Consider the following 25239-nt stretch of genomic DNA (forward strand, 5'->3'; position numbering starts at 1 on the left):
TGAAGGCGCTTTGGTCAAGGACAGCCTCAGGCCCCGGCAATCATTTCCGACTGACGCACGATGACTTCGGCCTGTTTGATCGAGGCAATATCCACCAGACGCCCCTTATAAACGGTCGCGCCCTGCCCCGCGGCCTTGGCGGCCTCCATGGCAGCCAGGATCTCACGGGCCTCGGCGACAGCCGCCTCGGAGGGGGTGAAAACCTCATTGGACAGTGCCACCTGTTTGGGGTGGATCGCCCATTTGCCCACCATCCCCAGCGTAGCCGAGCGGCGGGCCTGGGCGCGGAAGCCTTCATCATCGGAGAAATCGCCAAACGGCCCGTCGACCGGCAGCACACCATGGGTCCGGCAGGCCGCAACGATCGCCGCCTGGGCCCAGTGCCAGGGATCCGACCAATGCTTCGCCCCTTCGCGCAGCATGTAATAATTCTCCTGGGTGCCACCGATCCCCGTGGTCTGCATCCCCATCGAAGCCGCGAAATCCGCCGCCCCAAGGCTCATCGCCTCCAGCCGCGGCGAGGAGGCCGCGATCTCTTCCACATGGGCAATCCCGGCTGCCGATTCGATAATCACCTCAAAAGCAATGCGTTTTTTGCGCCCCTTCGCCGCCTCAATGGCCGTGACCAGAGCATCCACAGCATAGACATCCGCCGCGCAGCCCACCTTCGGGATCATGATCATATCCAGCCGGTCCGAGGCCTGTTCCAGCAGATCGACGACATCGCGATACCAGAAAGGCGTATCCAGCCCGTTAATCCGCACCGAAAGCGTTCTATTGCCCCAGTCGATCTCATGGGTCGCCCGGATGATATTGGCGCGCGCGGCATCTTTGTCAGAGGGCGCGACAGAGTCCTCCAGATCGAGATTGATCACATCCGCAGCCGAGGCTGCCATCTTCTCAAAAAGCGCCGGACGCGAGCCGGGGCCAAAAAGCTGGCAGCGGTTGGGACGGGCGACGGGGGCAGGCTGAAGACGGAATGACATGGGGCCTCGCAATGATATTCCGAAATTACTGCCAGAATGGTTAGTAAGTTGCGCAGGATCTGGCAAGGATGACTTTGCAGATGCAGCATCACCGCCCGCCCCTTCCGCCGGGTAACGCCACGTGACAGGATGCGGGCACTTTTCTCTGCCCCCGGAACCCCCGCTATGACCCTCACGCTTCACCAGGACAGCTTCCGACTGGCCCAGGCTTTTACGATCTCGCGCGGCTCGCGCACCCATGCCCATGTGCTGAGCGTCGAAATCAGCCGCGATGGTGCCACCGGATGGGGCGAATGCGTGCCCTACGCCCGCTACGGCGAAAGCCTCGCCTCGGTCGCCGACCAGATCCGCGCCCTGCCCGCAGAGATCACCCGCGAAGCGCTGCAGGATCTGCTGAAACCTGGTGCGGCCCGCAATGCCGTCGACTGCGCCCTTTGGGACTGGGAGGCCAAAAAGACCGGCATTCCGGCCTGGAAACTGGCCGGCGTCTCCGAGCCGCAGCCCACGGAAATCACCTATACCCTCTCGCTCGACACCCCTGAGCGCATGGAAGAAGAGGCCCGCAAACACGCCTGGCGGCCGCTTCTGAAGATCAAACTCGGCACCCCTGATGATATGCCCCGGCTTGAGGCCGTGCGCCGCGGCGCCCCCGCCACCCGCATCATCGTCGACGCCAATGAGGGCTGGACCGCCGAGGTCTATACCGATCTCGCCCCGCATCTGCTGCGCCTCGGTGTGGCCCTGGTCGAACAGCCGCTCCCGGCCTCGGAAGACGGCATGCTGGGTGAAATCGCCCGCCCGCTGCCGGTCTGCGCCGATGAATCCGTCCACGACCGCCACAGCCTTGCCCATCTGAAGGGCAAATATGACCTCGTGAACATCAAGCTCGATAAAACCGGCGGGCTGACCGAGGCCCTCGCGCTGCGCCGCGAAGCCGAAGCCGCAGGTTTCGGCATCATGGTCGGCTGCATGGTCGGCTCCTCGCTCGCCATGGCCCCCGCCATGCTGATCGCACAACACGCACCCTACGTTGATCTTGACGCGCCGCTTCTCTTGGCAGAAGACCGCGCTGCGCCCATGAAAACCGAAGGCGCGATCCTTTATCCTGCAGCCCCCGCGCTCTGGGGCTGAGACTTTGCCGGAGGAAATCCGAATGTCCCGTATCGTCTATGTCAACGGTGAATGGCTGCCGGAAGCGGAGGCGAAGGTTTCGGTCTTTGACCGCGGCTTTCTCATGGGTGACGCGGTCTATGAAGTGACCACGGTCATGCAGGGCAAGCTCATTGACTTTGAGGGCCACTGCCGCCGCCTCGCCCGCTCCACCGCCGAACTCGGCATGGCGAACCCGCACAGCGACGCGGAATGGCTGCAGCTGCACCGCGACATCGCCGCGAAAAACGACCTGACCGATGGCGGCATCTATCTGCAGGTCACCCGCGGCAACCCCGGCGATCGTGACTTCGCCTTCGCCCGCGAAGGCCTTGCCCCCACCGTGGTGATGTTCACCCAAAGCAAACCCGGCCAGGCCGAAAACCCGGCCGCCTGGGCGGGCTGGAAAGTCATCTCGGTCCCGGAAATGCGCTGGCACCGCCGCGACATCAAAACCGTGCAGCTCCTCTGGCCGTCGCTGTCGAAAATGGCCGCCAAAGACGCAGGCGTCGATGATGCCTGGTTCGTCGAGGACGGCTTTGTCACCGAGGGCACCTCGAACAACGTCTATATCGTCAAAAACGGTAAAATCATCACCCGCAACCTCAGCACCGATCTGCTGCACGGCATCACCCGCGCCTCGGTGCTGCGCCTGGCCGCCGATCTGCAGATGGACATCGAAGAGCGCCCCTTCACCATCGAAGAAGCCCAGGCCGCCGATGAGGCCTTCTCGACCTCCGCAGGCGCCTTCGTCACCCCGGTGATCGAAGTCGACGGCAAGCCGGTCGGCAGCGGCAAAGCCGGCCCGATCGCCACCCGCCTGCGCGAAGTCTATCTCGAAGAATCGCTCAAAGCCGGCGTCTGAGCCAATCCCCCCGCAGTCTTTGGCTTTTTCCAAATACTCTGCAGGGGGTCCGGGGGCCGCACAGGCCCCTGGCGCTCTCAACACAGGACCCGCCCCGCCATTCCGGCACGGGCGGGTCTTTTCATGTCGGCCTCAACCCTCAGGCCTTGCCGACATTCTGCGCAAAAGACACCTCAAAGGCCGCCTTCTGCTCTGCACTGGCCTCCGCCTGATGCTCTGCGCGCCAGTCCTCAAAGGGCATGCCATAGACGATCTCCCGTGCGCCGTCTTTGCTCAGCTCCAGCCCGCGCTCTGCGGCCTCTTCCTGATACCAGCGCGACAGACAGTTCCGGCAAAACCCCGCCAGATTCATCATATCGATGTTCTGCACATCCGGACGCGCTTCCATCAGATGATGCAGCAGACGGCGGAAGGTTGCGGCCTCCAGCTCGGTTTTCAGGCTCTCATGATCGGCCATCGGGCTCTCCTCTCACTCAGTCATCTCACACTGCGCCAGCGCCGCCTGCAGCAGGGGCGCCAGCCGCTGCCCCCAGGTCCGCTGCGCTGCCGCGTCAGCGATCAGATCATTGCGCAGCTCAATCAGCGTGTTGTGCCGCCCCTGGCGCAGGGCGTGCCGGTCGATGGCATCGCCGGGCAGATGACCATCATAGGGCTCATTATCCCCGGTCACCAGATCCGCCTCCCGGCGCAGCAGATCCAGCAGCGCCAGCGACAGACGGCTGTCGAGATGGCTGTGCAAAATCCCGATATGCCAGGGCCTTTTGGGCCGCCCGCGCAGCTGCGGCGTAAAGCTGTGGACCGCGCAGATCACCCGGTCGCGCCGCGCCGCCGCCAGCCGCGCATAAGCCGCGTGATAGGGCTGATAAAGCGCCGCCATCCGCCGCCCCACCTCGGCCGCATCGGCATGGCGGTTGGCGGGAATAATGGTGCCGTCATAAAACCGCATCACCAGGGTCGGATCATCCGCGCCCCGGTTCGGATCAATCACCAGCCGCGAGAAATTGCTTAAGATACAAGGGCTGTTCAGCGCCTCTGCCAGGGCCACCGAAACCCCCGCCGCGCCCGGATCCCAGGCGATATGGCGGCTCATATCCGCCGCCGCGATCCCCAGATCGCCGCCATTGATGAACTCCGGCACCCGGTTGGAGGCGTGATCACAGGTGATCAGCCAGCGTCCGGGCCGGTCTGCGCCAAGGATCTGAAACGGAATGTCGTCGCTCATGCCCTGAAACCCATTGGTAATCCCGATGATCTATAGCGAAAGATCAGCGCCCTGCCACTGTCATATCCCTGTTGCACAGCTGTCATAGTGAAAGGGCGCAGAGTTGTGAGCCTGCACAAAGCAGGGCATAACTGTTGCACAGGTACTGGCAAGGAAAGACCGATGAGACGGCACCGCAAAATCAAAATCGTCGCCACCCTGGGCCCGGCGTCCTCGGACAAAGAGACGATCCGCGCGCTGTGGGAGGCCGGGGCCGATGTCTTCCGCCTGAATATGAGCCATGGCACCCATGAGACAATCGCCGCACTCCACGGTCATATCCGCGATGTTGAGGCTGAAATCGGCCGCCCCATCGCGATCCTTGCGGATCTTCAGGGCCCGAAACTCCGGGTTGGCGTTTTCGCCAATACCGCCGTGGATCTCGAAGAGGGCCAGAGCTTCCGCCTCGATCTCTCGGCAGAGCCGGGCGACAACACCCGGGTGCAGCTGCCCCACCCCGAGATTTTCGCAGCCCTTGAGGCCGGGACCGCGCTTCTGGTCAACGACGGCAAGATCCGCCTGCGGGTGGAGGCCTGTGGCGCAGATTTCGCCGATTGCACGGTGACCGTGGGCGGCACCATTTCCAACCGCAAGGGCGTGAACGTCCCCGATGTGGTGCTGCCGCTGGCCGCTTTGTCGGAAAAAGACCGCCGCGATCTGGAGTTTGCCTGCCGGCTTGGCGTCGACTGGCTGGCACTCTCCTTCGTGCAGCGCCCCGAGGATGTCCTTGAAGCCCGCGAGCTGACCCAGGGCCGCGCGGCGATCCTGTCGAAGATCGAAAAGCCCGCAGCCGTCAAAGCCTATGACAGCATTCTGGCCGTCTCGGACGGGATCATGGTGGCACGCGGGGATCTCGGCGTCGAATGCCCGGTCCAGGCCGTGCCGCCGATCCAGAAGCGCCTGGTGCGCGGGGCCCGCGCGGCGGCAAAGCCGGTGATCGTGGCGACCCAGATGCTCGAATCGATGATCGAAAGCCCGATGCCGACCCGGGCCGAAGTCTCGGACGTGGCGACCGCGATCTATGAGGGCGCGGATGCGGTGATGCTCTCGGCGGAATCCGCCGCCGGGCAATATCCGGTCGAGGCGGTGCGCACGATGAACAATGTGGCGATTGAGGTAGAGGGCGACCCCACCTACCGCGAGATCATTGAAGCCAGCCGCAAGGTGCAGCGTCGCACCGTGGCCGATGGCATCGTCTCGGCAGCCCGTGAAATCGCAGAAACCACCGAGATCCGCGCGATCTGCTGCTTTACCCAAAGTGGTACCACCGCGGCCCTGGTGGCGCGCGAACGCCCGCGGGTGCCGATCCTGGCGCTGACGCCGCTCACGCGTACCGCACGCCAGCTTTGCCTGACCTGGGGCGCGCATTGCGTGATCGTCGATCCGCAGGAGCGCTTTAAAGGCGCGGTGCTGGCTGCCGCCAAAGCGGCGCGCGAAGACGGCTTTGCCGCCGTCTCCGATCAGATCGTCGTCACCGCAGGGGTGCCCTTCAACGTGCAGGGCACCACCAATATTCTGCGCGTGGCGCCCTGCGATGAGCGGCTGATCACCCGCTCGGAAGCCTGACCCGGGGCCCCGGGATTTGACCCTGGCGCGAAAAGCAGCGCCAGGGTGCTTATCTGCTTGTCAAAGATCAGGATCCGGTCTATCGGGTCCACTCTCGTTGCGCGGCCGGCCGGTGTGGCATGCCGAGTCGCGCGTTCACCACTCGAAAGAGGAGATGGAAATGCCCAAGATGAAAACGAAATCCGCAGCCAAAAAGCGGTTTACGTTCACCGCGACCGGCAAAGTCAAAGCAGGTCCGGCTGGCAAGCGCCACGGCATGATCAAACGCTCGACGAAGTTCATTCGCGATGTGACCGGGACCATGATCCTGTGCGCAGCGGACGAGAAAATCGTCAAGAAATACATGCCGTATAACCGCTAAGGAGAGCCAGAGATGACCCGCGTTAAATCCGGCAAGGTAACTCACGCCTCGCACAAAAAAGTGCTGAAGGCCGCGAAAGGCTACTACTCGGCCCGCTCGCGTAACTTCCGCACCGCGACCCAGGCTGTCGATAAAGCCAACCAATACGCAACCCGCGACCGCAAAGCACGTAAGCGCAGCTTCCGCGCTCTGTGGATCCAGCGTATCAACGCCGCTGTGCGTCTGGTTGATGCTGAACTGACGTATTCGAAATTCATCAACCTGCTGGCGAAAGCCGGTATCACGGTTGACCGTAAAGTTCTGGCTGACCTCGCAGTCGCAGAACCGGAAGCTTTCGCTGCCATCGTTGGCCAGGCAAAAGCTGCTGCCTGATTTCAGGTGAATTAAGATGAGAAGCGCCCGCAGAGCAATCTGCGGGCGTTTTCTTTTGGGATTTTGGGTGGTTGTGGGACCTGATGGCCCGGGCTCCGGAGAGGGGGGCAGGCCCCGGGGCGCTGCCCCGGACCCCGGAGTATTTTGAAAAAGCCAAAGCCCGGGGCCGCCTCTCAGGCGAGGGGGGCGGGGCAATCGCGGAAAGTAGCCGCGAGGATCGCGGTTAATTCGCGGACATCCTCATCGGTGAAGGCCGCTTCGGTATTGCTGTCGAGATCCAGAACGCCGAGAAGCGCGCCCGTGCCGTTCCGGACCGGCAGCACCAGCTCTGAGCGGGTGGAGGAGGCGCAGGCGATATGGCCCGGGAAGAGCTCCACATCCGGGACCAGCTGCACGTCCCCCGTGCGGGCGGCGGCGCCGCAGACACCGCGGGAAAACGGGATCACGAGGCAGCCATGACCGCCCTGATAGGGGCCGATCTTCAGCAGCTCTGGTGCGGTGACGCGGTAGAACCCCGTCCAGTCCGAGAGCTGATGGCTGTGGTGCAGCTCACAGGCCACCGTCGCCATGAGGGAGACCGTATCGGTTTCGCCATGGGTCAGGGCGGCGATGGCTTTGCTGAGTTCGGCGTAGTCGCAGGCAGGCTCACTCAGCGGCATTTTGCTTTGCTTCCAGCGCATCGAGGCGGGCTTTGAGCGCGATGTTTTCTTCGCGGGCTTTGGCGGCCATGGCGCGGACAGCGTCAAACTCCTCGCGGGTGACGAGGTCACGGTCGGCGAGCCAGCGGTCCATCAGGGATTTGACGGCGTTTTCCGCCTCGGTGCGCGCGCCATGAGCGACGCCCATGGCATTGGTGGCAAGCCGCGACAGGTCGTCGAAGAATTTATTCTGGGTCTGCATGGAAGCGCCTCCGTTGCGATCTTGTGAAGGATATGGCGCGGCAGGGGGCCGGGTGCAAGGTTGACAAGCCCGGAGGCTGACCCGACAACGCCTGTGACACAGCGAGGTGCCATGGATTACATCCCCTTTCCGCAGATTTCGCCCGAAATTTTTACACTGACGCTGGGCGGCTTCAGCTTTTCGCTGCGCTGGTATGCGCTGGCCTATATCGCCGGGCTGCTGATCGGATGGCGCATGATCATTGGCTTGATGAAGCGGCCCCCGCTTTGGGGTGGGGTGGCGCCGGCGGAGCCGGGGAAGATTGAGGATCTGCTCAGCTGGATCATCGTCGGGGTGATCCTTGGCGGGCGGCTGGGCTTTGTGCTGTTTTACCAGCCGGGGTATTATTTCGCGCACCCCGGTGAGATCCTGAAAATCTGGCAGGGCGGTATGTCCTTTCATGGTGGGTTCCTGGGCGTGGTGGTGGCGGCCTGGGCCTGGGCGGCGCGGCAGGGCGTGCGGCCTTTGCAGATCGCTGATGCGCTGGCTTTGGCCGCGCCGGTGGGGCTTTTCTTCGGGCGGATTGCCAATTTCATCAATGCCGAGCTTTGGGGGCGGCCGACGACCATGCCCTGGGGTGTGGCCTTTCCGGGGGCGGGTCAGGACTGCTTTGGGGTGAGCGGGATCTGTGCGCGCCATCCTTCGCAGCTTTATGAGGCGGCGCTTGAGGGGCTTTTGCTGGGAGCCGTGCTTTTGTGGGGGATTTACCGCCGCGGCTGGCTGCAGCATTCGGGGCGTGCGCTTGGGGTGTTTCTGGCCGGATATGGGGCGTCGCGCTTTTTTGTGGAGTTCTTCCGGGAGGCCGATGCGCAGTTCATCAGTGAAGAGAACCTGCGCGGTGCGGTTTTTGCGGGCATGTCCATGGGGCAGCTTTTGTCGCTGCCGATGATAGTCGCGGGGCTTTATTTCATCCTGAGCGCGCGGAAACGGGCGGCATGAGCACGCCGCTTGCTGCGCTGCTGAAGACCCGCATTGCGGCGGGCGGGCCGATGCGGCTGTCGGATTATATGGCCGAATGCCTGCTGCACCCCGGGCATGGCTATTACACCGGAGCCGAGCCTTTCGGGCGGGGGGGCGATTTCATTACCGCCCCTGAGATCAGTCAGATGTTTGGCGAGCTGCTGGGCCTTTGGCTGGCGCAGTGCTGGATGGACCAGGGTGCGCCGTCGCGGATCACTCTGGCAGAGGCGGGCCCCGGGCGCGGCACGCTGATGGCGGATATTCTGCGCGCCACCCGTGGGGTTCCGGGGTTTCATCAGGCGATCGCGGTGCATCTGATCGAGGCCTCTCCGCGGCTGCGACAGGTGCAAAGAGAAGCGCTTCGCGGCTGGGAGGTGACCTGGGCTGAAAGCCTGCAGGAGGTGCCGGAGGCGCCTTTATACTTTGTCGCCAATGAGTTCTTTGATGCTCTGCCGGTGCGGCAGTTCACCCGTGCAGCTGAGGGCTGGTCTGAGACCATGGTGCTGCTGCAGGATGGGGCGCTGGCGCCGGGGCGCGGGGCACCGCGCGGGGTTCCTGCGCTGGCCCATCGGCTGGCGGATACAAACCCCGGCGATGTGGTGGAGATCTGCCCGGCGGCCGCCCCTTTGACGGGGGAAATTGCGGGGCGCATCGCGCGTCACGGCGGCGCGGCGCTGATCATCGATTATGGCAACTGGCGCTCGCGCGGGGATACCGTTCAGGCGATGAAGGCCCATGGCTATGCCGGGCTTTTTGAGACGCCGGGTCAGGCGGATCTGACCGCCCATGTCGATTTTGAGCCCCTGGCCCTTGCCGCTCGTGACGCCGGGCTGCGCCCCTGGGGACCCCTGCCCCAGGGCGATCTGCTGCGCGCGCTTGGGATTGAGGCCCGCGCGGCGCGGCTGGCCCAGGCTCTCAGCGGGGAGAAGCTCGCAAGCCACCTGGCGGCCACGCGCCGCTTGACCGATGCGGCGGAAATGGGGACGCTCTTTCAGGCGCTCGCCCTTTTGCCGCAAACCGCTCCCTGCCCTGCCGGATTTATACCGTGACCCCTACAGCGACCCTCGAAATCCTGACCTCGCCCGACCTGCGCCCCGTGCAGCACGGCTTTTTCACCCGCAAAGGCGGCGCCTCTTCGGGGATCTTTGCCGGGCTGAACTGCGGCCCTGGCTCCAGCGATATGGCGGAGATGGTGGAGATCAACCGCGCCCGTGTCGCTGAGGCCATGGGGGTCGGCCCGGACCATCTGGTCACGCTGCATCAGGTGCATTCGCCCGATGTCGCCGTCATCACCGCGCCGCTGGCGGAAAAGCCCCGCGCCGATGCCATGGTCACCGCGACCCCTGGCCTGGCGCTTGGCATTCTGACGGCCGATTGCCAGCCGGTTCTCTTTGCCGATCGCAAAGCGGGGGTGATCGGGGCGGCCCATGCGGGCTGGAAGGGCGCGATTGACGGCGTGCTGGAGAACACGGTGACCGCCATGGAGGGCCTTGGCGCAAAGCGCGAAGAGATCACCGCGGTGATCGGCCCCTGCATCAGCCAGCGCGCCTATGAAGTGGGACCGGAGTTCTTCACCCGCTTTTATGACGAAAACCCCGCCTGGGCGCGGTTTTTCACCCAAGGCAATGGCGATCGCTATCTCTTTGATCTGCCGGGATTCGGGCTGATGAAGCTGCGCGAGGCGGGCGTCGGAGAGGCGCTCTGGGGCGGCTGGTGCACCTGGTCGGATGAGGAGCGTTTCTACTCTTACCGCCGCACCACACAGCGCAAAGAGGCGGATTACGGACGGCTGATCTCGGTCATCCGGCTTTGACATAAGAAAAGCCCAGGGGTGGGCACCCCCGGGCTTTTTCACATTTGCGTGCAGCCCCTCAGGCCTGACGCGCGATCCGCTCTTCCAGCACCTCAAAGGGCACGCCGGGCTCATCTTTCGAGCCACGGATAACCAGGCTCGTTTTGACATTGGCCACATTCGCCGCCTTCAGCAGCTCACCGGTCAGGAAGCTCTGGAAGGACGACAGATCCGGCGCCACGCATTTCAGGATGAAATCGATCTCGCCGTTAAGCATATGGCACTCACGTACCAGCGGCCACGAGCGGCAGCGCTCTTCAAAGGCCGTCAGATCGCTTTCCGCCTGGCTGTTGAGCCGCACCATAGCAAAGACCTGCACCTCGAAGCCCAGTTCACGGCTGTCAATCTCGGCGTGATAGCCGCGGATATAGCCCTGCTCTTCCAGTGTGCGCACACGCCGCAGGCAGGGCGGGGCCGAAATACCCACACGCTTTGCCAGCTCTACGTTCGTCATCCGCCCGTCCGCCTGCAGCTCGGCCAGAATATGCCGGTCAATCGGGTCGAGTTTCGCGCCTGCCATTCATCAGCCTCCTGGGAACTGGACGGGAACTTATTCATTCGCCCGGCTCCGCGCAATATTGTTTCGTAAAACCGCCCGGATTTGACACGGGCAACTCACAATGGGATCACCGCCCCCCCCTCTGGCGGCGAAGAAGCGACCCGCCTATATCAAAGCCAAAGCACAGTCAAAGAGGCACTCTGTCCATGAGCGAGACCCGGCATACCAAAGTTCTGATCATCGGCTCCGGCCCGGCAGGCTATACGGCTGCAGTCTATGCCAGCCGCGCCATGCTCTCGCCGATCCTGGTGCAGGGCATCCAGCCCGGCGGCCAGCTGACCATCACCACCGAAGTTGAGAACTGGCCGGGCGATAAAACCGTTCAGGGCCCGGATCTGATGGTCCGCATGGAAGAGCACGCCCAGGAAATGGGTGCCGAGATCCTCTTTGACACCATCACCGAACTGAAACTCGGCAGCCGTCCCTTTACCGCCCTGGGCGACAGCGGCACCACCTATACCGCCGATGCGGTGATCCTTGCGACCGGCGCTCAGGCGCGCTGGCTGGGCCTGCCCACGGAAGAGAAGTTCAAGGGCTTTGGCGTATCCGCCTGTGCCACCTGTGACGGTTTCTTCTATCGCGACAAGCCGGTGGCCGTGATCGGCGGCGGCAATACCGCCGTTGAAGAGGCGCTGTTCCTGACGAATTTCGCGTCCAAAGTGACGCTGATTCACCGCCGCGACAGCCTGCGGGCGGAAAAGATCCTCCAGGAGCGGCTTTTCAACCACCCCAAAGTCGAAGTGCTCTGGAACCATGAGGTGGATGAGGTTCTGGGCACCGAGGCGCCGCTGGGCGTCACCGGGCTGCGGGTGAAGCACGCACAGACCGGCGAGACCTCGGAGATTGCCTGCGACGGCTTCTTCGTGGCCATCGGTCACAGCCCGGCCTCTGAGCTGGTGAAGGACCAGCTGGAGCTGCACAACGGCGGCTATGTAAAGGTTGAGCCGGGCACCACCCGCACCTCGATCCCGGGCGTCTTTGCGGCGGGCGATCTGACCGATCACGTCTATCGTCAGGCGATCACTTCGGCGGGCATGGGCTGCATGGCCGCTCTTGATGCCGAGCGTTTCCTTGCCGGCCACTGAGCCCTTTATACCTTTCAGCGCGCGTCTGTGGCGCGCGCTGCCCAAAGGGGCTGATCCCCTCAGCCCCGCGCCTTCACCGGAGGGGCGGTTTCACCACTCCGGCCAGCAGGCGATCTATCTCTCACCCTCGCCTCAGGCCGCAGGGCGCGCGACGGCCCGCAAAGCGGGGGGCGCGGATCTGCATCTGCAAAGCTATCTCGTGCGTCTGCACCGCCTGGCCGATCTGCGCCATGCAGATGTCTGTCAGGCCCTGGGTCTCACCGGCAGTGAGGCCAGCCGCCCCTGGCGGAGTGAGCGCATCGCAGGTCGCCCGGCAAGCTCCTGGCGGGCCTCAGACGCGGCGCGCGCGGCGGGCTGTGACGGGCTGATCTGGACCGTGCGCAATGCGCCGCATCTCTGGCATCTGGTGGTTTTTACTTCAGAAGATGAGCGCCTTACGCTGATTTCAACTGAGCCGCCCTGACCTGCCCGCCCCCCAATAAAAAGGGGCGCGCCCCGTCAGGACACGCCCCCCGATGTCAGATCCGCCACGCTCAGGCGGCGTCGAGCAGGCCGACGATATCCATCATGATGCGGTTCAGCTCAAAATCCTTCGGCGTATAGACCCGGGCGACGCCCATGGCGCGCAGGGCCTCGGCGTCGTCTTCGGGGATGATCCCGCCGACCACCAGGGGCAGATCCAACAGACCCGCCGCCTTCATCCGCTCCATCACCTCCGCGATCAGCGGCAGATGGCTGCCCGAGAGGATCGACAGGCCCACGACATGCGCGCCCTCAGCCTCGGCGGCGGCCACGATCTCGGCGGGGGTCAGGCGGATCCCCTCATAGGTGATGTCCATGCCGCAGTCGCGGGCGCGGGCTGCGATCTGTTCCGCGCCGTTGGAATGGCCATCAAGGCCGGGCTTGCCGACCAGGAACTTCAGCCGCCGCCCCAGACGGGCAGAGACGGCATCCACCGCCTCGCGGATCGGCTCCAGCCCCTCGGTGCGGTTGGAGATCGCCTTGGAGACCCCGGTCGGGCCGCGATAAAGACCAAAGACGGCGCGGACGGCTTCACCCCATTCGCCGGTGGTCGCCCCGGCTTTGGCGGCGGCGATCGAGGCGGGCATGATATTGACGCCCGAAGCCGCATCGGCGCGCAGACGATCAAGCGCTGTGCGAACCGCCCCCTCATCGCGGGCCGCACGCCAGGATTTCAGGCGCGCAAGCTGATCGGCCTCTGCCTCAGGATCGGCCACCATGATGGCGCCTTCGCCGGTGGTCAGGGGCGAGGGCTCGGTGGTGGTGAAGCGGTTCACGCCCACCACCACGGTCTCACCCTGCTCAATCCGGGCGATGCGCTCGGCATTGGCCTCGACCAGGCGGCCCTTCATGTAAGGGATCGCCTCAATCGCGCCGCCCATGGCGTCGATCTGCGCCAGCTCTGCCCGCGCGCCCTCCATCAGAGCGGCGACCTTGCGCTCCACGGCGGGGTTGCCCTCAAAGAGGTCGTCATATTCCAGAAGATCGGTCTCATAGGCCAGGATCTGCTGCATCCGGAGCGACCATTGCTGGTCCCAGGGCCGCGGCAGGCCAAGCGCCTCATTCCAGGCCGGAAGCTGCACCGCGCGGGCGCGGGCGTCTTTCGACAGCGTAACGGCCAGCATTTCCAGCAGGATACGGTAGACGTTGTTTTCCGGCTGCGGCTCGGTCAGCCCCAGCGAGTTCACCTGCACGCCATAGCGGAAGCGGCGGAATTTCGGATCCGTCACGCCATAGCGCGTCTCGCAGATCTCATCCCACAGCGCCACAAAGGCGCGCATCTTGCACATCTCGGTCACAAAGCGGATGCCCGCGTTCACGAAGAAGGAGATCCGCCCCACCATCTCGGGGAAGTTCTCCGCCGGGACCTTGGCCTTCAGATCATCGAGCACCGCAATCGCGGTCGCCAGCGCGAAGGCCAGCTCCTGCTCGGGCGTCGCACCTGCTTCCTGCAGATGGTAGGAGCAGACGTTCATCGGGTTCCACTTCGGCAGATGCTCCCGCGTCCAGGCAGCGACATCGGTAATCATCCGAAGGCTGGGCTTGGGCGGGCAGATATAGGTGCCGCGCGACAGATATTCCTTCACCAGATCGTTCTGCACCGTGCCCTGCAGCCGCGAGACATCCGCCCCCTGCTCTTCCGCCACCGCCACATAAAGCGCCAGCAACCAGGGCGCGGTGGCATTGATGGTCATCGAGGTGTTCATCTGCTCCAGCGGGATCTGGTCAAACAGCATCCGCATGTCGCCAAGATGGCAAACCGGAACGCCCACTTTCCCGACTTCGCCGCGCGAGAGCACATGATCGCTGTCATAGCCCGTCTGCGTCGGCAGATCGAAAGCCACCGAAAGCCCCGTCTGCCCTTTGGACAGATTGGTGCGATACAGCGCATTTGAGGCCATGGCCGTGGAATGCCCGGCATAGGTGCGGAAAAGCCAGGGTTTCTCTGTCCGGGTCATCATCCCCTCCGAAATCCGACACGCAAGAATCTTTCGCATTGATTGCAGGTCAGGAAACATTCAGCAAGTGTGATTTTTCTGCGCTGCGGCAATTTCCCGTTACGTCACAAAACCCCGCCGGACCCGCCTTTGTCGCAGCAAAATAAGGGCCTTTGCCGTGGTCAAAGAAAGCGTTCACCCTTATCTGACAGCTTTTTACTGCGATGGCCTGAGCGGAGGCACCATGGGAACCGTTGAACTGCCGGTCTGGGCTCTGGTGCTGATCTTAGGCTTTGCCTCGGTCACCTTTGCCTCGCATTTCCTGTTTCCCTCGGTGCGCTGGTTCGTGCGCCGCCGCATGGAGCGGCTGGTCTCGCGGCTGAACCTGCGGCTCAAACGCCCGATTGAGCCCTTTAAGCTGCTGGAGCGGCACGATCTTATTCAGCAGCTGTCCTATGACCCCCAGGTTCTGAGCGCGGTTCTGCAGCACGCCCGCGACACCGGCCTGCCGCGCAACGTCGCCTTTGAACGCGCGCGCCGCTATGCCCGCGAAATCGTGCCCGCCTTTTCCGCGCGGACCTATTTCAACGTGGCGGGGCGGATCGCGAAATGGCTGTCGCTGCTGATGTACCGCGTCGATGTCTCCGCACGCGACGAATCGGCTTTGCAGCATATCCCGCAGGATTCGACGGTGATCTTCGTGATGAACCACCGCTCGAATATGGATTACGTGCTGCTGACCTGGGTCGCCTCCAGCCAGATGACGCTGTCTTATGCGGTGGGCGAATGGGCGCGGGTCTGGCCGCTGTCGGGGCTGATCCGGGCCATGGGGGCCTATTTCATCCGGCGCAAAAGCCTGAACCCGCTCTATCGCAAGGTGCTGGAGCGCTATGTCCAGACCGCCACCCAGGAGGGCGTGGCCCAGGCGATTTTCCCCGAAGGCCGCCTCAGCCTGGATGGGCGCACCGCCCCCGCAAGGCTGGGCCTTTTGAGCTATATCCTTGGCGCCGCCAAAGCGGGCGGGCGTCCGGTGGTCTTTGTGCCGGTGGGGCTGAATTACGACCGCGTGCTGGAAGACCGCCTGCTGGTGCGCGCGGGCGAGACCGGAGAGCGGCGCTTTCGGGCCGGTCTGGGCGGCATCATGATCTATGTCGCGCGGATGTTCTGGCGCAGGCTCTGGGGCAAATGGGACGGCTTTGGCCAGGCGGCGGTGCGCTATGGCGAGCCGCTGCCCCTTGAAGGCCTGCTGCGCGATGAGCCGGATCTGACGCCGGAAGACCTTGGCCGGGTGCTGATGGCGCGGGTCGGCGATGCCCTGCCCGTCACGCCGGTGCCGCTGGTTGCGGCGGCATTGACCGGGGGCGGGATGACCCGGGCGGCTCTTCCGGCGCGGATGGCCGAGTTGCGCGCGCGGCTTGAGGCGCGCGGCACCCGTCTGGTGCTGCCCGATGCCGCCCCTGAGGTCATCCTTGAGGAGGGCTTGACCCGTCTGCTGCAACGCAGAATTCTGGAAGAGCGGCCCGAAGGCTTTCTGGCAGTCAAAGCCGGTCTTCTGGACTATTACGCCGCTCCGGTTTGGCAGATCCTTGGGGAGCCCCGATAATCGCAGGCGATTATCGGGTAACAATATTTCGTTGCGTCACATTATTTCGTGAGCACTGCAAATCTTGTTGCTTTGTTGCGCGGCCATTTGTATCCAGTGAAGGCCCACCCGATTCTGCGGTGCGGCATCGCATTGCTGAACGGACCTGAGGAGAGCGCCGTGGCCCTGGATACGAATACCGCAATCGTCCCCTATGACGCCCCCGTCAAAGACCTCTATGAGGTCGGCGAGATGCCGCCTCTCGGTCATGTTCCGGCAAAGATGTATGCCTGGTCGATCCGCAAAGAGCGCCATGGCGAGCCCGAGACCGCCATGCAGGTCGAAGTGGTCGACACCTGGAAACTCGACAGCAATGAAGTGCTGGTCCTCGTGATGGCGGCGGGTGTGAACTACAACGGCGTCTGGGCCGCGCTTGGCGTGCCGGTCTCGCCCTTTGATGGTCACAAACAGCCCTTCCACGTGGCAGGCTCGGATGCGGCGGGCATCGTCTGGGCGGTCGGCGATAAGGTGAAGCGCTGGAAAGTCGGCGATGAAGTCGTGGTGCATTGCAACCAGGACGATGGCGACGACGAGGAATGCAACGGCGGCGACCCGATGTTCTCGGCCTCGCAGCGGATCTGGGGCTATGAGACGCCCGACGGCTCTTTTGCGCAGTTCACCCGCGTTCAGGCCCAGCAGCTGATGCCGCGCCCGAAGCATCTGAGCTGGGAGGAAGCGGCCTGCTATACGCTGACCCTGGCCACCGCTTACCGCATGCTTTTCGGCCATGAGCCCCATGATCTGAAGCCCGGTCAGAACGTTCTGGTCTGGGGGGCCTCGGGCGGCCTCGGCTCCTTTGCGATCCAGCTCATCAATACCGCCGGTGCCAATGCGATCGGCGTGATCTCAGATGAGAGCAAACGTGAGTTTGTCATGGGTCTGGGCGCCAAGGGCGTGATTAACCGCAATGAATTCAAATGCTGGGGGCAACTGCCCACGGTCAACAGCCCCGAATATAACGACTGGCTGAAAGAGGCCCGCAAGTTCGGCAAGGCGATCTGGGACATCACCGGCAAAGGCGTCAGCGTTGACATGGTCTTTGAGCATCCGGGCGAGGCGACCTTCCCGGTCTCATCGCTCGTGTGCAAAAAGGGCGGCATGGTGGTGATCTGCGCGGGCACCAGCGGTTTCAACTGCACCTTCGACGTGCGCTACATGTGGATGCATCAAAAGCGTCTGCAGGGCAGCCACTTCGCGCACCTGAAGCAGGCCGCCGCCGCCAATAAGCTGATGATTGAGCGCCGGATCGACCCCTGCATGTCAGAGGTCTTCCCCTGGGAGCAGATCCCCGAGGCGCATGCCCTGATGCGCGCCAATAAGCACAAGCCGGGCAATATGGCGGTGCTGGTCCAGGCCCCGCATACCGGTCTGCGCACCTTTGAGGATACGCTCGAAGCCAGCCGCGCGGCGCATCCCGGCAAATAAGTTCCTGCCTCCCCGGCAGTATGGGCGGTCTCCCCAGGGAGCCGCCCTTTTTCGTTGCAAGCCAGCAGCCTGCGGGGTTCACTGCTGGAAACTGAGGGGGGCAGCATGAAACCGGGACCACGCAATCTCATCACCGATGTGCCGGGGATAAAGGTCGGCAATGCCACCGACGCCCGGATCAAAACCGGCACCACGGTGTTGATCGGCGATCAGCCGATGACGGCCGCCGTGCATGTCATGGGCGGCGCCCCCGGCACGCGCGAGACTGAGCTTCTCGCCCCCGACAAACTGGTCCAGCAGGTCGAGGCGATCTGCCTCTCGGGCGGCTCGGCCTTTGGTCTGGATGCGGCGGGCGGCGTGATGGAGGCGCTGCGCGATCTGGGGCGCGGCTTTGAAGTGGCCGGGCTGCGGGTGCCGATCGTGCCGGGGGCGATCATCTTTGATCTGGCCAATGGCGGCGATAAGACCTGGATCACCTCGCCCTATTTCGCGCTTGGCAAAGCGGCGACCGGGGCGGCGGCTGAGGATTTTGCCATCGGCACCGCAGGCGCGGGCACCGGGGCTACGACGAAAAACTGGAAAGGCGGCCTGGGCTCGGCCTCGCTGGTATTGTCGAACGGGATCACGGTGGGCGCGCTGGTGGTGGTCAATCCGCTGGGCTCTGTCACGGTGGACGGCGGGCCGCATTTCTGGGCCGCCCCCTTTGAGCAGGCGGGCGAATTCGGCAGCAAAGGGGTGGCGCAGGCCTATGCCGCGGAAGAGCCCCGCCCCGGCAAGCAGCAGGGTGAGGCCACGACCATCGCCATTATCGCCACCGATGCTGCCCTCACCCAGGCGCAGTGCCAGCGCCTCGCCACCGCAGCGCATGACGGCATGGCCCGCGCCATTGTGCCGAGCCACACCCCCTTTGACGGCGATCTGGTCTTTGCCGTCTCCACCGGCGCAAAGCCCCTGCCCGATCCGATGGCCGATCCCTTCACCTTAGGCCATGCCGCAGCCACAGTCCTGGCCCGCGCCATCGCCCGCGCGGTCTATGAGGCGACCCCCGAACCGGGGGACCGCCAGCCCTGCTACCGCAGCCGCCACGGCTGAGGGGGGGTTACTCCCCCAGCACCAGCCTGGTCAGCGGATCCTCCGCCCTGGTCAGCCCGTCCAGCACATTGAAGTGATGCGTGGCGGGGACCAGGCTCCAGGGGCAGGCCCATTCCTCTGCGAGATGGCGGGCGTGGAAGATGAAGGCCGCCCGTTCATCGGCGCCAACGGTGACATGCAGGGCGATCCCGGCGCGGGGAAGATGCTGCGTCGGGCTTTCGCGGCGGGCCTCTTCGGTGTCGATCTGCAGCTTCTGGTTGGAGGCCAGCGGCATCAGCAGTTCCAGCTCCGCCAGCGGTGAGATCGGCACCACCCGGGTGATCCGCGCCGCGACCCCGGCGGTCAGGGGAACATCGGCGCAGGCCATCCGCGCACTCAGATGACCGCCCGCGGAATGCCCGGTGACCATGATCGGCCCCGCCACCTCGGCGGCGGCAGCGACCACGGCGGCGGCAATCTCGCGGGTGATCGCGCTGATCCGTGCCTCCGGGGCCAGAGTGTAGGAGGGCATCGCCACCGCCCAGCCCCGCGCCACCGCCCCCGCCGCCAGATGCGACCAGGTGCTTTTGTCAAAGGCCAGCCACCAGCCGCCATGCACAAAGACCATCAGCCCCTTCGGCGTGCCCTCAGGCAAAAAGAGGTCAAAGCGCTGCCGCGCCCCCTCTCCATAGGGCAGATCGAGCCGCGCCCGGGGGCCCATGGCCGCGCGAAAGGCCCCGGCCTCTGCCGCCCAGCGGGCCGGATAATCCGCACCGCCCGGAATGACGTCTCCGTTGGCGTAAATTCGATCGAGGTCCATTTCCCATTCCTTTAGCTGGACGGCGCAAGGCGGCCATGCTTGCATGCCGCCCAAAGAATTGGGAGGCCTGCCATGCGCGATACTGCAACTGATCTGAAGTCCCTGCTGAAGGACCCCACCCTGCTGGAAACCCGCGCCTATCTGGGCGGAAAATGGGTATCTGCAGCGGATGGAAAGACCTTTGCGGTCCTGAACCCGGCCCGCGGCGATGTCATCTGTGAGGTCGCCGACCTGAGCCGCGAGGAGGTCCGCGCCGCCATCACCGCCGCCGAGGCCGCACAAAAAGGCTGGCAGAAGCGCACCGCCAAAGAGCGCGCGCAGATTTTGCGCCGTTGGTATGAACTGATGATGGAGAACCAGGACGATCTGGGGGCCATTCTGACCGCCGAAATGGGCAAGCCCCTGGCCGAGGCCAAGGGCGAGATCGCTTATGGCGCCAGCTTCATCGAATGGTTCGCCGAAGAGGGCAAACGCATCTACGGCGAGACCATCCCCGGCCATCAGCCCGACAAGCGCATCACCGTTCTGAAGCAGCCCATCGGCGTGGTGGCAGCCATCACACCCTGGAACTTCCCCAATGCGATGATCACCCGCAAATGCGGCCCCGCCCTGGCCGCCGGCTGCGGTTTTGTCGGCCGCCCGGCCGCCGAGACGCCGCTCTCAGCCCTCGCCATCGCGGTTCTGGCCGAGCGCGCAGGGATCCCGGGCGGGCTGTTCAACATCGTCACCTCCAAACGCTCCAGCGAGATCGGCAAAGAGTTCTGCGAGAACCCCTCGGTGCGCAAACTGACCTTCACCGGATCGACGGAAGTCGGGCGCATCCTGCTGCGCCAGGCGGCGGATCAGGTGCTGAAATGCTCGATGGAGCTGGGCGGCAATGCGCCCTTCATCGTCTTTGACGACGCCGATCTTGATGCCGCCGTTCAGGGCGCGCTGATGTCGAAATACCGCAACAACGGCCAGACCTGCGTCTGCGCCAACCGGATCTATGTCCAGGCCGGGGTCTATGACGCCTTCGCCGAAAAGCTGAAAACTGCGGTGGCAAAGATGCGCATCGGCGACGGGCTGAGCGAGACGGTCGACTTCGGCCCCCTCATCAATGCCGATGCCGTGAGCAAGGTCGAAGAGCATATCGCCGATGCCGTCTCCAGGGGCGGCAAAGTGATCCTTGGCGGCCAGCGCCACGCCAGGGGCGGCAGTTTCTTTGAGCCGACCATCGTGACCGGCGTCACCCAGGAGATGGCTGTCGCCACGGAAGAGACCTTTGGCCCCCTCGCGCCGCTCTTTAAGTTTGAAACCGAGGAGCAGGCGATCACTTACGCCAATGCCACGATCTATGGCCTGGCTTCCTACTTCTATGCCCGCGATATCGGCCGGATCACCCGGGTCCAGGAGGCGCTGGAATATGGCATTATCGGCGTGAATACCGGGATCATCTCTACGGAAGTGGCGCCTTTCGGCGGGGTGAAGCAATCGGGGCTGGGCCGCGAAGGCTCTCACCACGGGATCGAGGATTTCCTGGAGATGAAATACATCTGCCTTTCGGTCTGAACGGCAGGATTTTGCCTGAAAACATCGTGAACCGGCATCTCTTTGCCGGTCCGCACTCCGCCGCTTTGCGGATTTCTGCGCGGCATCCGGGCCCGGGTCAGGAACACCGACGGAAGCTGCGGGTTAAACCGTTGCATCTCTGTGTCCCCACTTCGGGGACAGGCAACGGAGGGATTTCGATGTCCGTCACGCTATTCAACAAGACCTGCGCTGTGCTGCTGGCCGCCGCACTGTCGCTGGGCACGCTGGCACCCATGGCCGAAGCCGGCCCCCGCGATGAGCGCCGCTGGGAGCAGCGCCACCATGGCCCGCCCGGCCATGCCAAACGCCACCACACCGGCAAGGGCAAAGCTCATGCCCGCCATGACCACAGGCCCCGCCACGTTCAGCGCGACCGGGGCCGTCCGGAAGTGCGCTATGTGCCCGTCCCGGTGCCGGCCCCGAACCACGGCTGGCAGCAGCGTCACCCGCGCGATGCCTTCTACCGGATGAGCCGCGAGGACCGTTACCGCGTTCAGCGCCAGCTGGCACAGCAGGGCTATTACCGCGGCCCGATTGACGGGGCCTGGGGTCCGGGCACCTGGAACGGCATGAACGCCTGGAACAACAACAACGGCGGCATGGGCATGGGCAGCATGGAAGCGACGCTCATGCTGCTGCAGGCGCTGCTGCGCTGATGCCTGCGGCGCGCGTCAGGTAATGTCGCGCGCCTGCAACTGCCCCTGAGGACCCGGGCGCACCTCAAAACGCGGCAGCCCGCGCATCAGATCCGAGAGTTTGGCCGAGCCATAGGTGCGGGTGTCGAAATCCGGATTCGCCTGGGTGATGAACTGTCCGATCTGACCCAGCGAATACCACTCACCCTCGGGATCGATTGCCCACATGGCAGCGGTAATCAGCGGCACGGCCTGGGCGGGCGGCAGCTTGCCCTGGGCGCTGCGCGGCTCTTCTTCCGTTTTCACGGCAGCCGAGGCCCTGCGCGGCGGCAGGTCAGGCTTGTCGTCAGGGGTCAGGTTTTCCAGATAGATGAAGCGCTTACAGGCCATGCGGAAGGCCTCGGGCGTTTTCTTTTCGCCGATGCCATAGACATCAAGGCCCTGCTCGCGGATCCGTGCGGCAAGCCGGGTGAAATCGCTGTCCGAGGAGACCAGCACAAAGCCGTCAAAAAGCCCGGAGTGCAGGAAGTCCATCGCCGCAATCACCAGACCGATATCCGAGGCGTTCTTGCCCTTGGTATTGGAGAACTGCTGATCGGCCACCAGGCCCAGGGTATTCACCCGCTCGGCCCAGCGGTTCAGGCGCTGCGCCGACCAGTCGCCATAGATGCGCCGCACCGAGGCTTCGCCCAGCGAGGCGATTTCTTCAAAAAGAACATCGGCATAATGGGCGGGGACGTTGTCTGCGTCGATCAGCACGCAAAGGCGCGGAGCGCGGGTATCTGGCATTTGTTCTTTCCTTCTCTCGGGGGCCTTGGCGCCATTGTGCCCGAAATCACGCGAGGACAGAAGCCGCCTTAGCACCCAGCACCCGAAGCGCCTCCTGTGGCGCAATTCCCAGCAACAACCCGCGCGCGCCCGCGTTGATCCAGACCTTCGGGGCCGCAAGCGGGCTTTCCTCCATCACGGTGGCGACCTGCTTTTTCTGCCCGAAAGGCGAGATCCCCCCCACCCGGTAGCCGGTCAGCTTTTCAGCCTTCGCAGGCAGCATCATGGCCGCCGATTTGCCGCCAAAGGCCGCCGCCACCTTCTTCATCGACAACTGCCGGTCTGAGGGCAGCACGACACAGGCGGGCCTGCCATCCACCTCCACCATCAGCGTCTTCAGCGTCAGGCCAGGGTCGGTCCCAAGCGCTTCTGCCGCCTGCAGGCCCACGGCATCGGCCGACGGATCATAGTCATAGGGATGAAGCGTCACCGCAACGCCCTGTTTTTCCAGAAATTTCAGACCGGGGGTCGAGGTCATTGGACACCTTCGCAACGAAAAAGGGCCGGCGTTGCCGCCGGCCCTTTGAAATCTGTCAGGCTTCAGACGCCGACGCCAGCCTTGAAGGCCGAGCGGTAGAGCTTCGAGAGATCCGCGACCGAAGCGGACGAGCCACCCAGCGTCACAGCCTCACCGCCAAAGCGGCCAGCGCGGGTCAGGCTGACACCCGCAGCTTTCGCCGCCAGCTCAAGCTCTGCAATCGCGGCTGCATCCACGGCCACCAGATAGCGCGCCTGATCTTCGCCAAAGAGGGTGGCGAGATCGCCGGCCTCAAGGGTCAGACCGAGGCCCGCGCCTTCGGCCATCTCAAAACCGGCCAGCGCCAGACCACCGTCCGAGAGATCCGAAGCGCAGCGCACCAGCGCGCGGTTTGCGCGCAGGAACTCGCCGTTTTTCTTCTCGGCGGCCAGATCAACCGCCGGGGCATCGCCCTCTTCGCGGTTGAACATCTCTGCCAGCAGGGCCGATTGACCCAGATGGCCTTTGGTCTCACCGATGACCACGGCCAGATCGCCAGCTTCCGCGCGGCCTGCAATCAGCTCATCAAGCGATTTCAGGATGCCCACGGCACCAATGGTCGGGGTCGGCAGGATCGGCTGGCCGTCGGTCTCATTGTAAAGCGAGACGTTGCCCGAGACGATCGGCATATCAAGAGCGATACAGGCTTCGCCGATCCCCTTAATCGCGCCGACGAACTGGCCCATGATTTCCGGCTTCTCGGGGTTGCCGAAGTTCATGTTGTCGGTGGTCGCCAGCGGCAGCGCGCCCATGGCGGTCAGGTTGCGGTAGGCTTCGGCCACGGCCTGTTTGCCACCCTCAACCGGGTTCGCTTTGACATAGCGCGGGGTCACATCCGAGGTGAAGGCCAGCGCCTTTTCGGTGCCATGCACACGCACCACACCGGCCGGAAGGCCGGGGGTCACGAGGGTATCTGCACCCACCTGGCTGTCATATTGCTCCCAGACCCAGGCTTTATGCGCATAGGACGGCGAGCCGATCAGCGCTTTCAGCGCATCGATCGGATCGGCAGCCGGGATCTCACCCACCGGAGCGGCCTTCGGGGTTTCCACCCAGGGACGGTCGTATTCCGGTGCCGAGGAGGACAGCTTCGACAGCGGCAGATCGGCTTTCACCTCATCGCCGTGCAGGATCAGGAAGCGGTCTTCCGGGATGGTCTCACCGACGATGGCGAAATCGAGATCCCATTTCACGAAGATCGCGCGGGCCTCATCTTCCATCTCGGGCTTGAGAACCATGAGCATGCGCTCCTGGCTTTCCGAGAGCATCATCTCGTAAGCGGTCATATTGCGCTCACGCTGCGGCACATGGTTAAGCTGCAGTTTGATGCCCAGACCGCCCTTATCGCCCATCTCCACGGCCGAGCAGGTCAGACCCGCCGCACCCATGTCCTGGATCGAGATCACCGCGCCCGAGGCCATCAGCTCAAGGCAGGCTTCCAGCAGGCGCTTTTCGGTGAAGGGGTCGCCAACCTGAACGGTGGGGCGCTTCTCTTCGATGGTGTCATCGAATTCCGCCGAAGCCATGGTCGCACCGCCCACGCCGTCACGGCCGGTCTTGGCGCCAAGGTAAACCACCGGCATGCCCACGCCCGAAGCGGCGGAGTAGAAGATGCTGTCGGTCTCAGCCAGACCCGCCGCGAAAGCATTCACAAGGCAGTTGCCGTTGTAGCTTTTGTGGAAGCGCACTTCACCGCCCACAGTCGGGACACCAAAGGCGTTGCCATAAGCGCCGACGCCTTCCACCACACCCTGCACGAGTTGCGCGGTTTTGTGGTGCGAAGGCTCACCAAACGACAGCGCGTTCATCGCTGCGATCGGGCGCGCGCCCATGGTGAAGACATCGCGCAGAATGCCGCCCACGCCGGTCGCCGCACCCTGATGGGGCTCGATGTAGGAGGGGTGGTTGTGGCTTTCCATCTTGAAGATAACGGCCTGACCATCGCCGATATCGACCACACCGGCGTTCTCGCCGGGGCCGCAGATGACCTGCGGGCCGGTGGTCGGCAGGGTGCGCAGCCATTTCTTCGACGACTTATAAGAGCAGTGCTCGTTCCACATCGCCGAGAAGATCCCCAGCTCCGTGAAAGTGGGTTCACGGCCGATGATTTCCAGGATGCGCTGATACTCCTCCGGCTTGAGGCCGTGCGAGGCGATGAGGTCAGGCGTGATCTGCGGATCGGTCATGGCGGCCCCCAAAGGAATTTGCCGCGCTTTTAGGCCGCGCGTGTCGCGAAGGAAAGCCCCGAACAGGGGATCATTCGTAATTCGGCTTTCGGCGCAACAGCCATTGTCCCGCATGGCCTGCAGCCTGCA

The 25239-nt window shown here is 64.1% G+C and carries 26 protein-coding genes; 15 read left to right on the forward strand and 11 right to left on the reverse strand.

Going from position 1 to position 25239, the window contains the following annotated elements:
• Positions 1–26: 26 nt before the first annotated feature.
• On the reverse strand, positions 27–986 hold the full coding sequence (locus tag EG244_RS10840; RefSeq protein ID WP_124965012.1) for an L-malyl-CoA/beta-methylmalyl-CoA lyase: 960 nt from the start codon (positions 984–986) through the stop codon (positions 27–29).
• 165 nt (positions 987–1151) lie between these two features.
• Between EG244_RS10840 and dgcA the strand changes: the two genes are divergently transcribed.
• Positions 1152–2117 (forward strand): N-acetyl-D-Glu racemase DgcA, encoded by a 966-nt coding sequence (gene dgcA, locus EG244_RS10845; protein WP_124965013.1) that lies wholly within the window; start codon positions 1152–1154, stop codon positions 2115–2117.
• A 22-nt stretch (positions 2118–2139) separates the two neighbouring features.
• A complete protein-coding gene (locus EG244_RS10850) occupies positions 2140–3000 on the forward strand; it encodes a D-amino-acid transaminase (protein WP_124965014.1) in 861 nt (286 codons plus the stop codon).
• A 139-nt stretch (positions 3001–3139) separates the two neighbouring features.
• On the opposite strand, the gene EG244_RS10855 is transcribed toward EG244_RS10850, so the two are convergent.
• Both EG244_RS10855 and EG244_RS10860 read right to left on the reverse strand, forming a co-directional pair.
• Positions 3140–3457 (reverse strand): DUF1244 domain-containing protein, encoded by a 318-nt coding sequence (locus EG244_RS10855; protein WP_124965015.1) that lies wholly within the window; start codon positions 3455–3457, stop codon positions 3140–3142.
• Between the two features lie 12 nt (positions 3458–3469).
• Positions 3470–4222: an N-formylglutamate amidohydrolase gene (locus EG244_RS10860; RefSeq protein ID WP_124965016.1), complete on the reverse strand. Its 753-nt coding sequence runs from the start codon at positions 4220–4222 to the stop codon at positions 3470–3472.
• A gap of 162 nt (positions 4223–4384) precedes the next feature.
• Here EG244_RS10860 and pyk point away from each other — a divergent pair, with 162 nt between their 5' ends.
• The 3 genes from pyk to rplT all read left to right on the forward strand — a co-directional run bounded on the left by pyk (position 4385) and on the right by rplT (position 6560).
• Entirely contained in the window at positions 4385–5827 is a 1443-nt protein-coding gene (gene pyk, locus EG244_RS10865; RefSeq protein WP_124965017.1) for a pyruvate kinase, read from the forward strand.
• 160 nt (positions 5828–5987) lie between these two features.
• Positions 5988–6188, forward strand: a complete 201-nt coding sequence (gene rpmI / locus EG244_RS10870) for a 50S ribosomal protein L35 (RefSeq protein WP_124965018.1) — start codon at positions 5988–5990, stop codon at positions 6186–6188.
• A gap of 12 nt (positions 6189–6200) precedes the next feature.
• Positions 6201–6560 (forward strand): 50S ribosomal protein L20, encoded by a 360-nt coding sequence (gene rplT / locus EG244_RS10875; RefSeq protein ID WP_124965019.1) that lies wholly within the window; start codon positions 6201–6203, stop codon positions 6558–6560.
• A gap of 173 nt (positions 6561–6733) precedes the next feature.
• Here rplT and EG244_RS10880 read toward each other — a convergent pair whose 3' ends face one another.
• Entirely contained in the window at positions 6734–7219 is a 486-nt protein-coding gene (locus EG244_RS10880; protein WP_124965020.1) for a GAF domain-containing protein, read from the reverse strand.
• Positions 7206–7460, reverse strand: a complete 255-nt coding sequence (locus EG244_RS10885; protein WP_124965021.1) for an accessory factor UbiK family protein — start codon at positions 7458–7460, stop codon at positions 7206–7208. The genes EG244_RS10880 and EG244_RS10885 overlap by 14 nt, the downstream gene beginning before the upstream one ends.
• Positions 7461–7571: 111 nt before the next feature.
• Between EG244_RS10885 and lgt the strand changes: the two genes are divergently transcribed.
• The 3 genes from lgt to pgeF are packed head-to-tail and all read left to right on the forward strand — an operon-like array spanning position 7572 to position 10272.
• Entirely contained in the window at positions 7572–8438 is an 867-nt protein-coding gene (gene lgt, locus EG244_RS10890; RefSeq protein WP_124965022.1) for a prolipoprotein diacylglyceryl transferase, read from the forward strand.
• On the forward strand, positions 8435–9508 hold the full coding sequence (locus EG244_RS10895) for a class I SAM-dependent methyltransferase (RefSeq protein ID WP_124965023.1): 1074 nt from the start codon (positions 8435–8437) through the stop codon (positions 9506–9508). The genes lgt and EG244_RS10895 overlap by 4 nt, the downstream gene beginning before the upstream one ends.
• Complete coding sequence (gene pgeF, locus EG244_RS10900; protein ID WP_124965024.1) at positions 9505–10272, forward strand: peptidoglycan editing factor PgeF; 768 nt, start codon at positions 9505–9507, stop codon at positions 10270–10272. Before EG244_RS10895 ends, pgeF begins: the two co-directional genes overlap by 4 nt.
• 58 nt (positions 10273–10330) lie before the next feature.
• Here pgeF and EG244_RS10905 read toward each other — a convergent pair whose 3' ends face one another.
• Positions 10331–10831: an Lrp/AsnC family transcriptional regulator gene (locus tag EG244_RS10905; RefSeq protein WP_124965025.1), complete on the reverse strand. Its 501-nt coding sequence runs from the start codon at positions 10829–10831 to the stop codon at positions 10331–10333.
• A 185-nt stretch (positions 10832–11016) separates the two neighbouring features.
• Between EG244_RS10905 and trxB the strand changes: the two genes are divergently transcribed.
• Together trxB and EG244_RS10915 are read left to right on the forward strand one after the other, a co-directional pair.
• On the forward strand, positions 11017–11955 hold the full coding sequence (gene trxB / locus EG244_RS10910; RefSeq protein ID WP_124965026.1) for a thioredoxin-disulfide reductase: 939 nt from the start codon (positions 11017–11019) through the stop codon (positions 11953–11955).
• Positions 11942–12418 carry an RES family NAD+ phosphorylase gene (locus tag EG244_RS10915; RefSeq protein ID WP_158617291.1) on the forward strand — a complete coding sequence of 159 codons (477 nt, stop codon included), beginning with the start codon at positions 11942–11944 and terminating at the stop codon, positions 12416–12418. The genes trxB and EG244_RS10915 overlap by 14 nt, the downstream gene beginning before the upstream one ends.
• Before the next feature lie 70 nt (positions 12419–12488).
• On the opposite strand, the gene EG244_RS10920 is transcribed toward EG244_RS10915, so the two are convergent.
• Positions 12489–14435, reverse strand: coding sequence for a methylmalonyl-CoA mutase family protein (locus EG244_RS10920; protein ID WP_124965028.1), 1947 nt, complete (start codon positions 14433–14435; stop codon positions 12489–12491).
• 223 nt (positions 14436–14658) lie between these two features.
• Here EG244_RS10920 and EG244_RS10925 point away from each other — a divergent pair, with 223 nt between their 5' ends.
• From EG244_RS10925 to EG244_RS10935, 3 genes are all read left to right on the forward strand, one after another.
• The gene (locus EG244_RS10925) at positions 14659–16017 is read left to right on the forward strand and encodes a 1-acyl-sn-glycerol-3-phosphate acyltransferase (protein WP_124965029.1); all 1359 of its coding nucleotides are present in this window, start codon (positions 14659–14661) and stop codon (positions 16015–16017) included.
• Between the two features lie 159 nt (positions 16018–16176).
• The gene (ccrA, locus tag EG244_RS10930) at positions 16177–17481 is read left to right on the forward strand and encodes a crotonyl-CoA carboxylase/reductase (RefSeq protein WP_124965030.1); all 1305 of its coding nucleotides are present in this window, start codon (positions 16177–16179) and stop codon (positions 17479–17481) included.
• Between the two features lie 105 nt (positions 17482–17586).
• Entirely contained in the window at positions 17587–18573 is a 987-nt protein-coding gene (locus EG244_RS10935; protein WP_124965031.1) for a P1 family peptidase, read from the forward strand.
• Positions 18574–18580: 7 nt separating this feature from the next.
• Here EG244_RS10935 and EG244_RS10940 read toward each other — a convergent pair whose 3' ends face one another.
• A complete protein-coding gene (locus EG244_RS10940) occupies positions 18581–19372 on the reverse strand; it encodes an alpha/beta hydrolase (protein ID WP_124965032.1) in 792 nt (263 codons plus the stop codon).
• 72 nt (positions 19373–19444) lie between these two features.
• Here EG244_RS10940 and EG244_RS10945 point away from each other — a divergent pair, with 72 nt between their 5' ends.
• Together EG244_RS10945 and EG244_RS10950 are read left to right on the forward strand one after the other, a co-directional pair.
• On the forward strand, positions 19445–20923 hold the full coding sequence (locus EG244_RS10945) for an NAD-dependent succinate-semialdehyde dehydrogenase (RefSeq protein ID WP_124965033.1): 1479 nt from the start codon (positions 19445–19447) through the stop codon (positions 20921–20923).
• Positions 20924–21102: 179 nt separating this feature from the next.
• A complete protein-coding gene (locus tag EG244_RS10950) occupies positions 21103–21600 on the forward strand; it encodes a peptidoglycan-binding domain-containing protein (protein ID WP_124965034.1) in 498 nt (165 codons plus the stop codon).
• Positions 21601–21615: 15 nt separating this feature from the next.
• On the opposite strand, the gene EG244_RS10955 is transcribed toward EG244_RS10950, so the two are convergent.
• The 3 genes from EG244_RS10955 to purL all read right to left on the reverse strand — a co-directional run bounded on the left by EG244_RS10955 (position 21616) and on the right by purL (position 25110).
• Entirely contained in the window at positions 21616–22368 is a 753-nt protein-coding gene (locus tag EG244_RS10955) for an NYN domain-containing protein (RefSeq protein WP_124965035.1), read from the reverse strand.
• 46 nt (positions 22369–22414) lie between these two features.
• Positions 22415–22885 carry an aminoacyl-tRNA deacylase gene (locus tag EG244_RS10960; RefSeq protein ID WP_124965036.1) on the reverse strand — a complete coding sequence of 157 codons (471 nt, stop codon included), beginning with the start codon at positions 22883–22885 and terminating at the stop codon, positions 22415–22417.
• Between the two features lie 62 nt (positions 22886–22947).
• A complete protein-coding gene (gene purL / locus EG244_RS10965; RefSeq protein ID WP_124965037.1) occupies positions 22948–25110 on the reverse strand; it encodes a phosphoribosylformylglycinamidine synthase subunit PurL in 2163 nt (720 codons plus the stop codon).
• Positions 25111–25239 lie beyond the last annotated feature (129 nt).

It is taken from the genome of Falsigemmobacter faecalis, assembly GCF_003863335.1.
GTDB classification, from domain to species: domain Bacteria; phylum Pseudomonadota; class Alphaproteobacteria; order Rhodobacterales; family Rhodobacteraceae; genus Wagnerdoeblera; species Wagnerdoeblera faecalis.

Excerpts from the sequence above, each read along its gene's own strand:
- rplT (WP_124965019.1), top strand. The coding sequence starts at position 6,201 with ATGACCCGCGTTAAATCCGGCAAGGTAACTCACGCCTCGCACAAAAAA.
- EG244_RS10935 (WP_124965031.1), top strand. The coding sequence starts at position 17,587 with ATGAAACCGGGACCACGCAATCTCATCACCGATGTGCCGGGGATAAAG.
- EG244_RS10940 (WP_124965032.1), bottom strand. The coding sequence starts at position 19,372 with ATGGACCTCGATCGAATTTACGCCAACGGAGACGTCATTCCGGGCGGT.
- EG244_RS10850 (WP_124965014.1), top strand. The coding sequence starts at position 2,140 with ATGTCCCGTATCGTCTATGTCAACGGTGAATGGCTGCCGGAAGCGGAG.
- EG244_RS10945 (WP_124965033.1), top strand. The coding sequence starts at position 19,445 with ATGCGCGATACTGCAACTGATCTGAAGTCCCTGCTGAAGGACCCCACC.
- EG244_RS10885 (WP_124965021.1), bottom strand. The coding sequence starts at position 7,460 with ATGCAGACCCAGAATAAATTCTTCGACGACCTGTCGCGGCTTGCCACC.
- EG244_RS10925 (WP_124965029.1), top strand. The coding sequence starts at position 14,659 with ATGGGAACCGTTGAACTGCCGGTCTGGGCTCTGGTGCTGATCTTAGGC.
- EG244_RS10880 (WP_124965020.1), bottom strand. The coding sequence starts at position 7,219 with ATGCCGCTGAGTGAGCCTGCCTGCGACTACGCCGAACTCAGCAAAGCC.
- EG244_RS10860 (WP_124965016.1), bottom strand. The coding sequence starts at position 4,222 with ATGAGCGACGACATTCCGTTTCAGATCCTTGGCGCAGACCGGCCCGGA.
- EG244_RS10905 (WP_124965025.1), bottom strand. The coding sequence starts at position 10,831 with ATGGCAGGCGCGAAACTCGACCCGATTGACCGGCATATTCTGGCCGAG.
- EG244_RS10855 (WP_124965015.1), bottom strand. The coding sequence starts at position 3,457 with ATGGCCGATCATGAGAGCCTGAAAACCGAGCTGGAGGCCGCAACCTTC.
- pyk (WP_124965017.1), top strand. The coding sequence starts at position 4,385 with ATGAGACGGCACCGCAAAATCAAAATCGTCGCCACCCTGGGCCCGGCG.
- trxB (WP_124965026.1), top strand. The coding sequence starts at position 11,017 with ATGAGCGAGACCCGGCATACCAAAGTTCTGATCATCGGCTCCGGCCCG.
- lgt (WP_124965022.1), top strand. The coding sequence starts at position 7,572 with ATGGATTACATCCCCTTTCCGCAGATTTCGCCCGAAATTTTTACACTG.
- EG244_RS10955 (WP_124965035.1), bottom strand. The coding sequence starts at position 22,368 with ATGCCAGATACCCGCGCTCCGCGCCTTTGCGTGCTGATCGACGCAGAC.
- dgcA (WP_124965013.1), top strand. The coding sequence starts at position 1,152 with ATGACCCTCACGCTTCACCAGGACAGCTTCCGACTGGCCCAGGCTTTT.
- EG244_RS10840 (WP_124965012.1), bottom strand. The coding sequence starts at position 986 with ATGTCATTCCGTCTTCAGCCTGCCCCCGTCGCCCGTCCCAACCGCTGC.
- EG244_RS10895 (WP_124965023.1), top strand. The coding sequence starts at position 8,435 with ATGAGCACGCCGCTTGCTGCGCTGCTGAAGACCCGCATTGCGGCGGGC.
- purL (WP_124965037.1), bottom strand. The coding sequence starts at position 25,110 with ATGACCGATCCGCAGATCACGCCTGACCTCATCGCCTCGCACGGCCTC.
- rpmI (WP_124965018.1), top strand. The coding sequence starts at position 5,988 with ATGCCCAAGATGAAAACGAAATCCGCAGCCAAAAAGCGGTTTACGTTC.
- EG244_RS10920 (WP_124965028.1), bottom strand. The coding sequence starts at position 14,435 with ATGACCCGGACAGAGAAACCCTGGCTTTTCCGCACCTATGCCGGGCAT.
- EG244_RS10960 (WP_124965036.1), bottom strand. The coding sequence starts at position 22,885 with ATGACCTCGACCCCCGGTCTGAAATTTCTGGAAAAACAGGGCGTTGCG.
- EG244_RS10950 (WP_124965034.1), top strand. The coding sequence starts at position 21,103 with ATGTCCGTCACGCTATTCAACAAGACCTGCGCTGTGCTGCTGGCCGCC.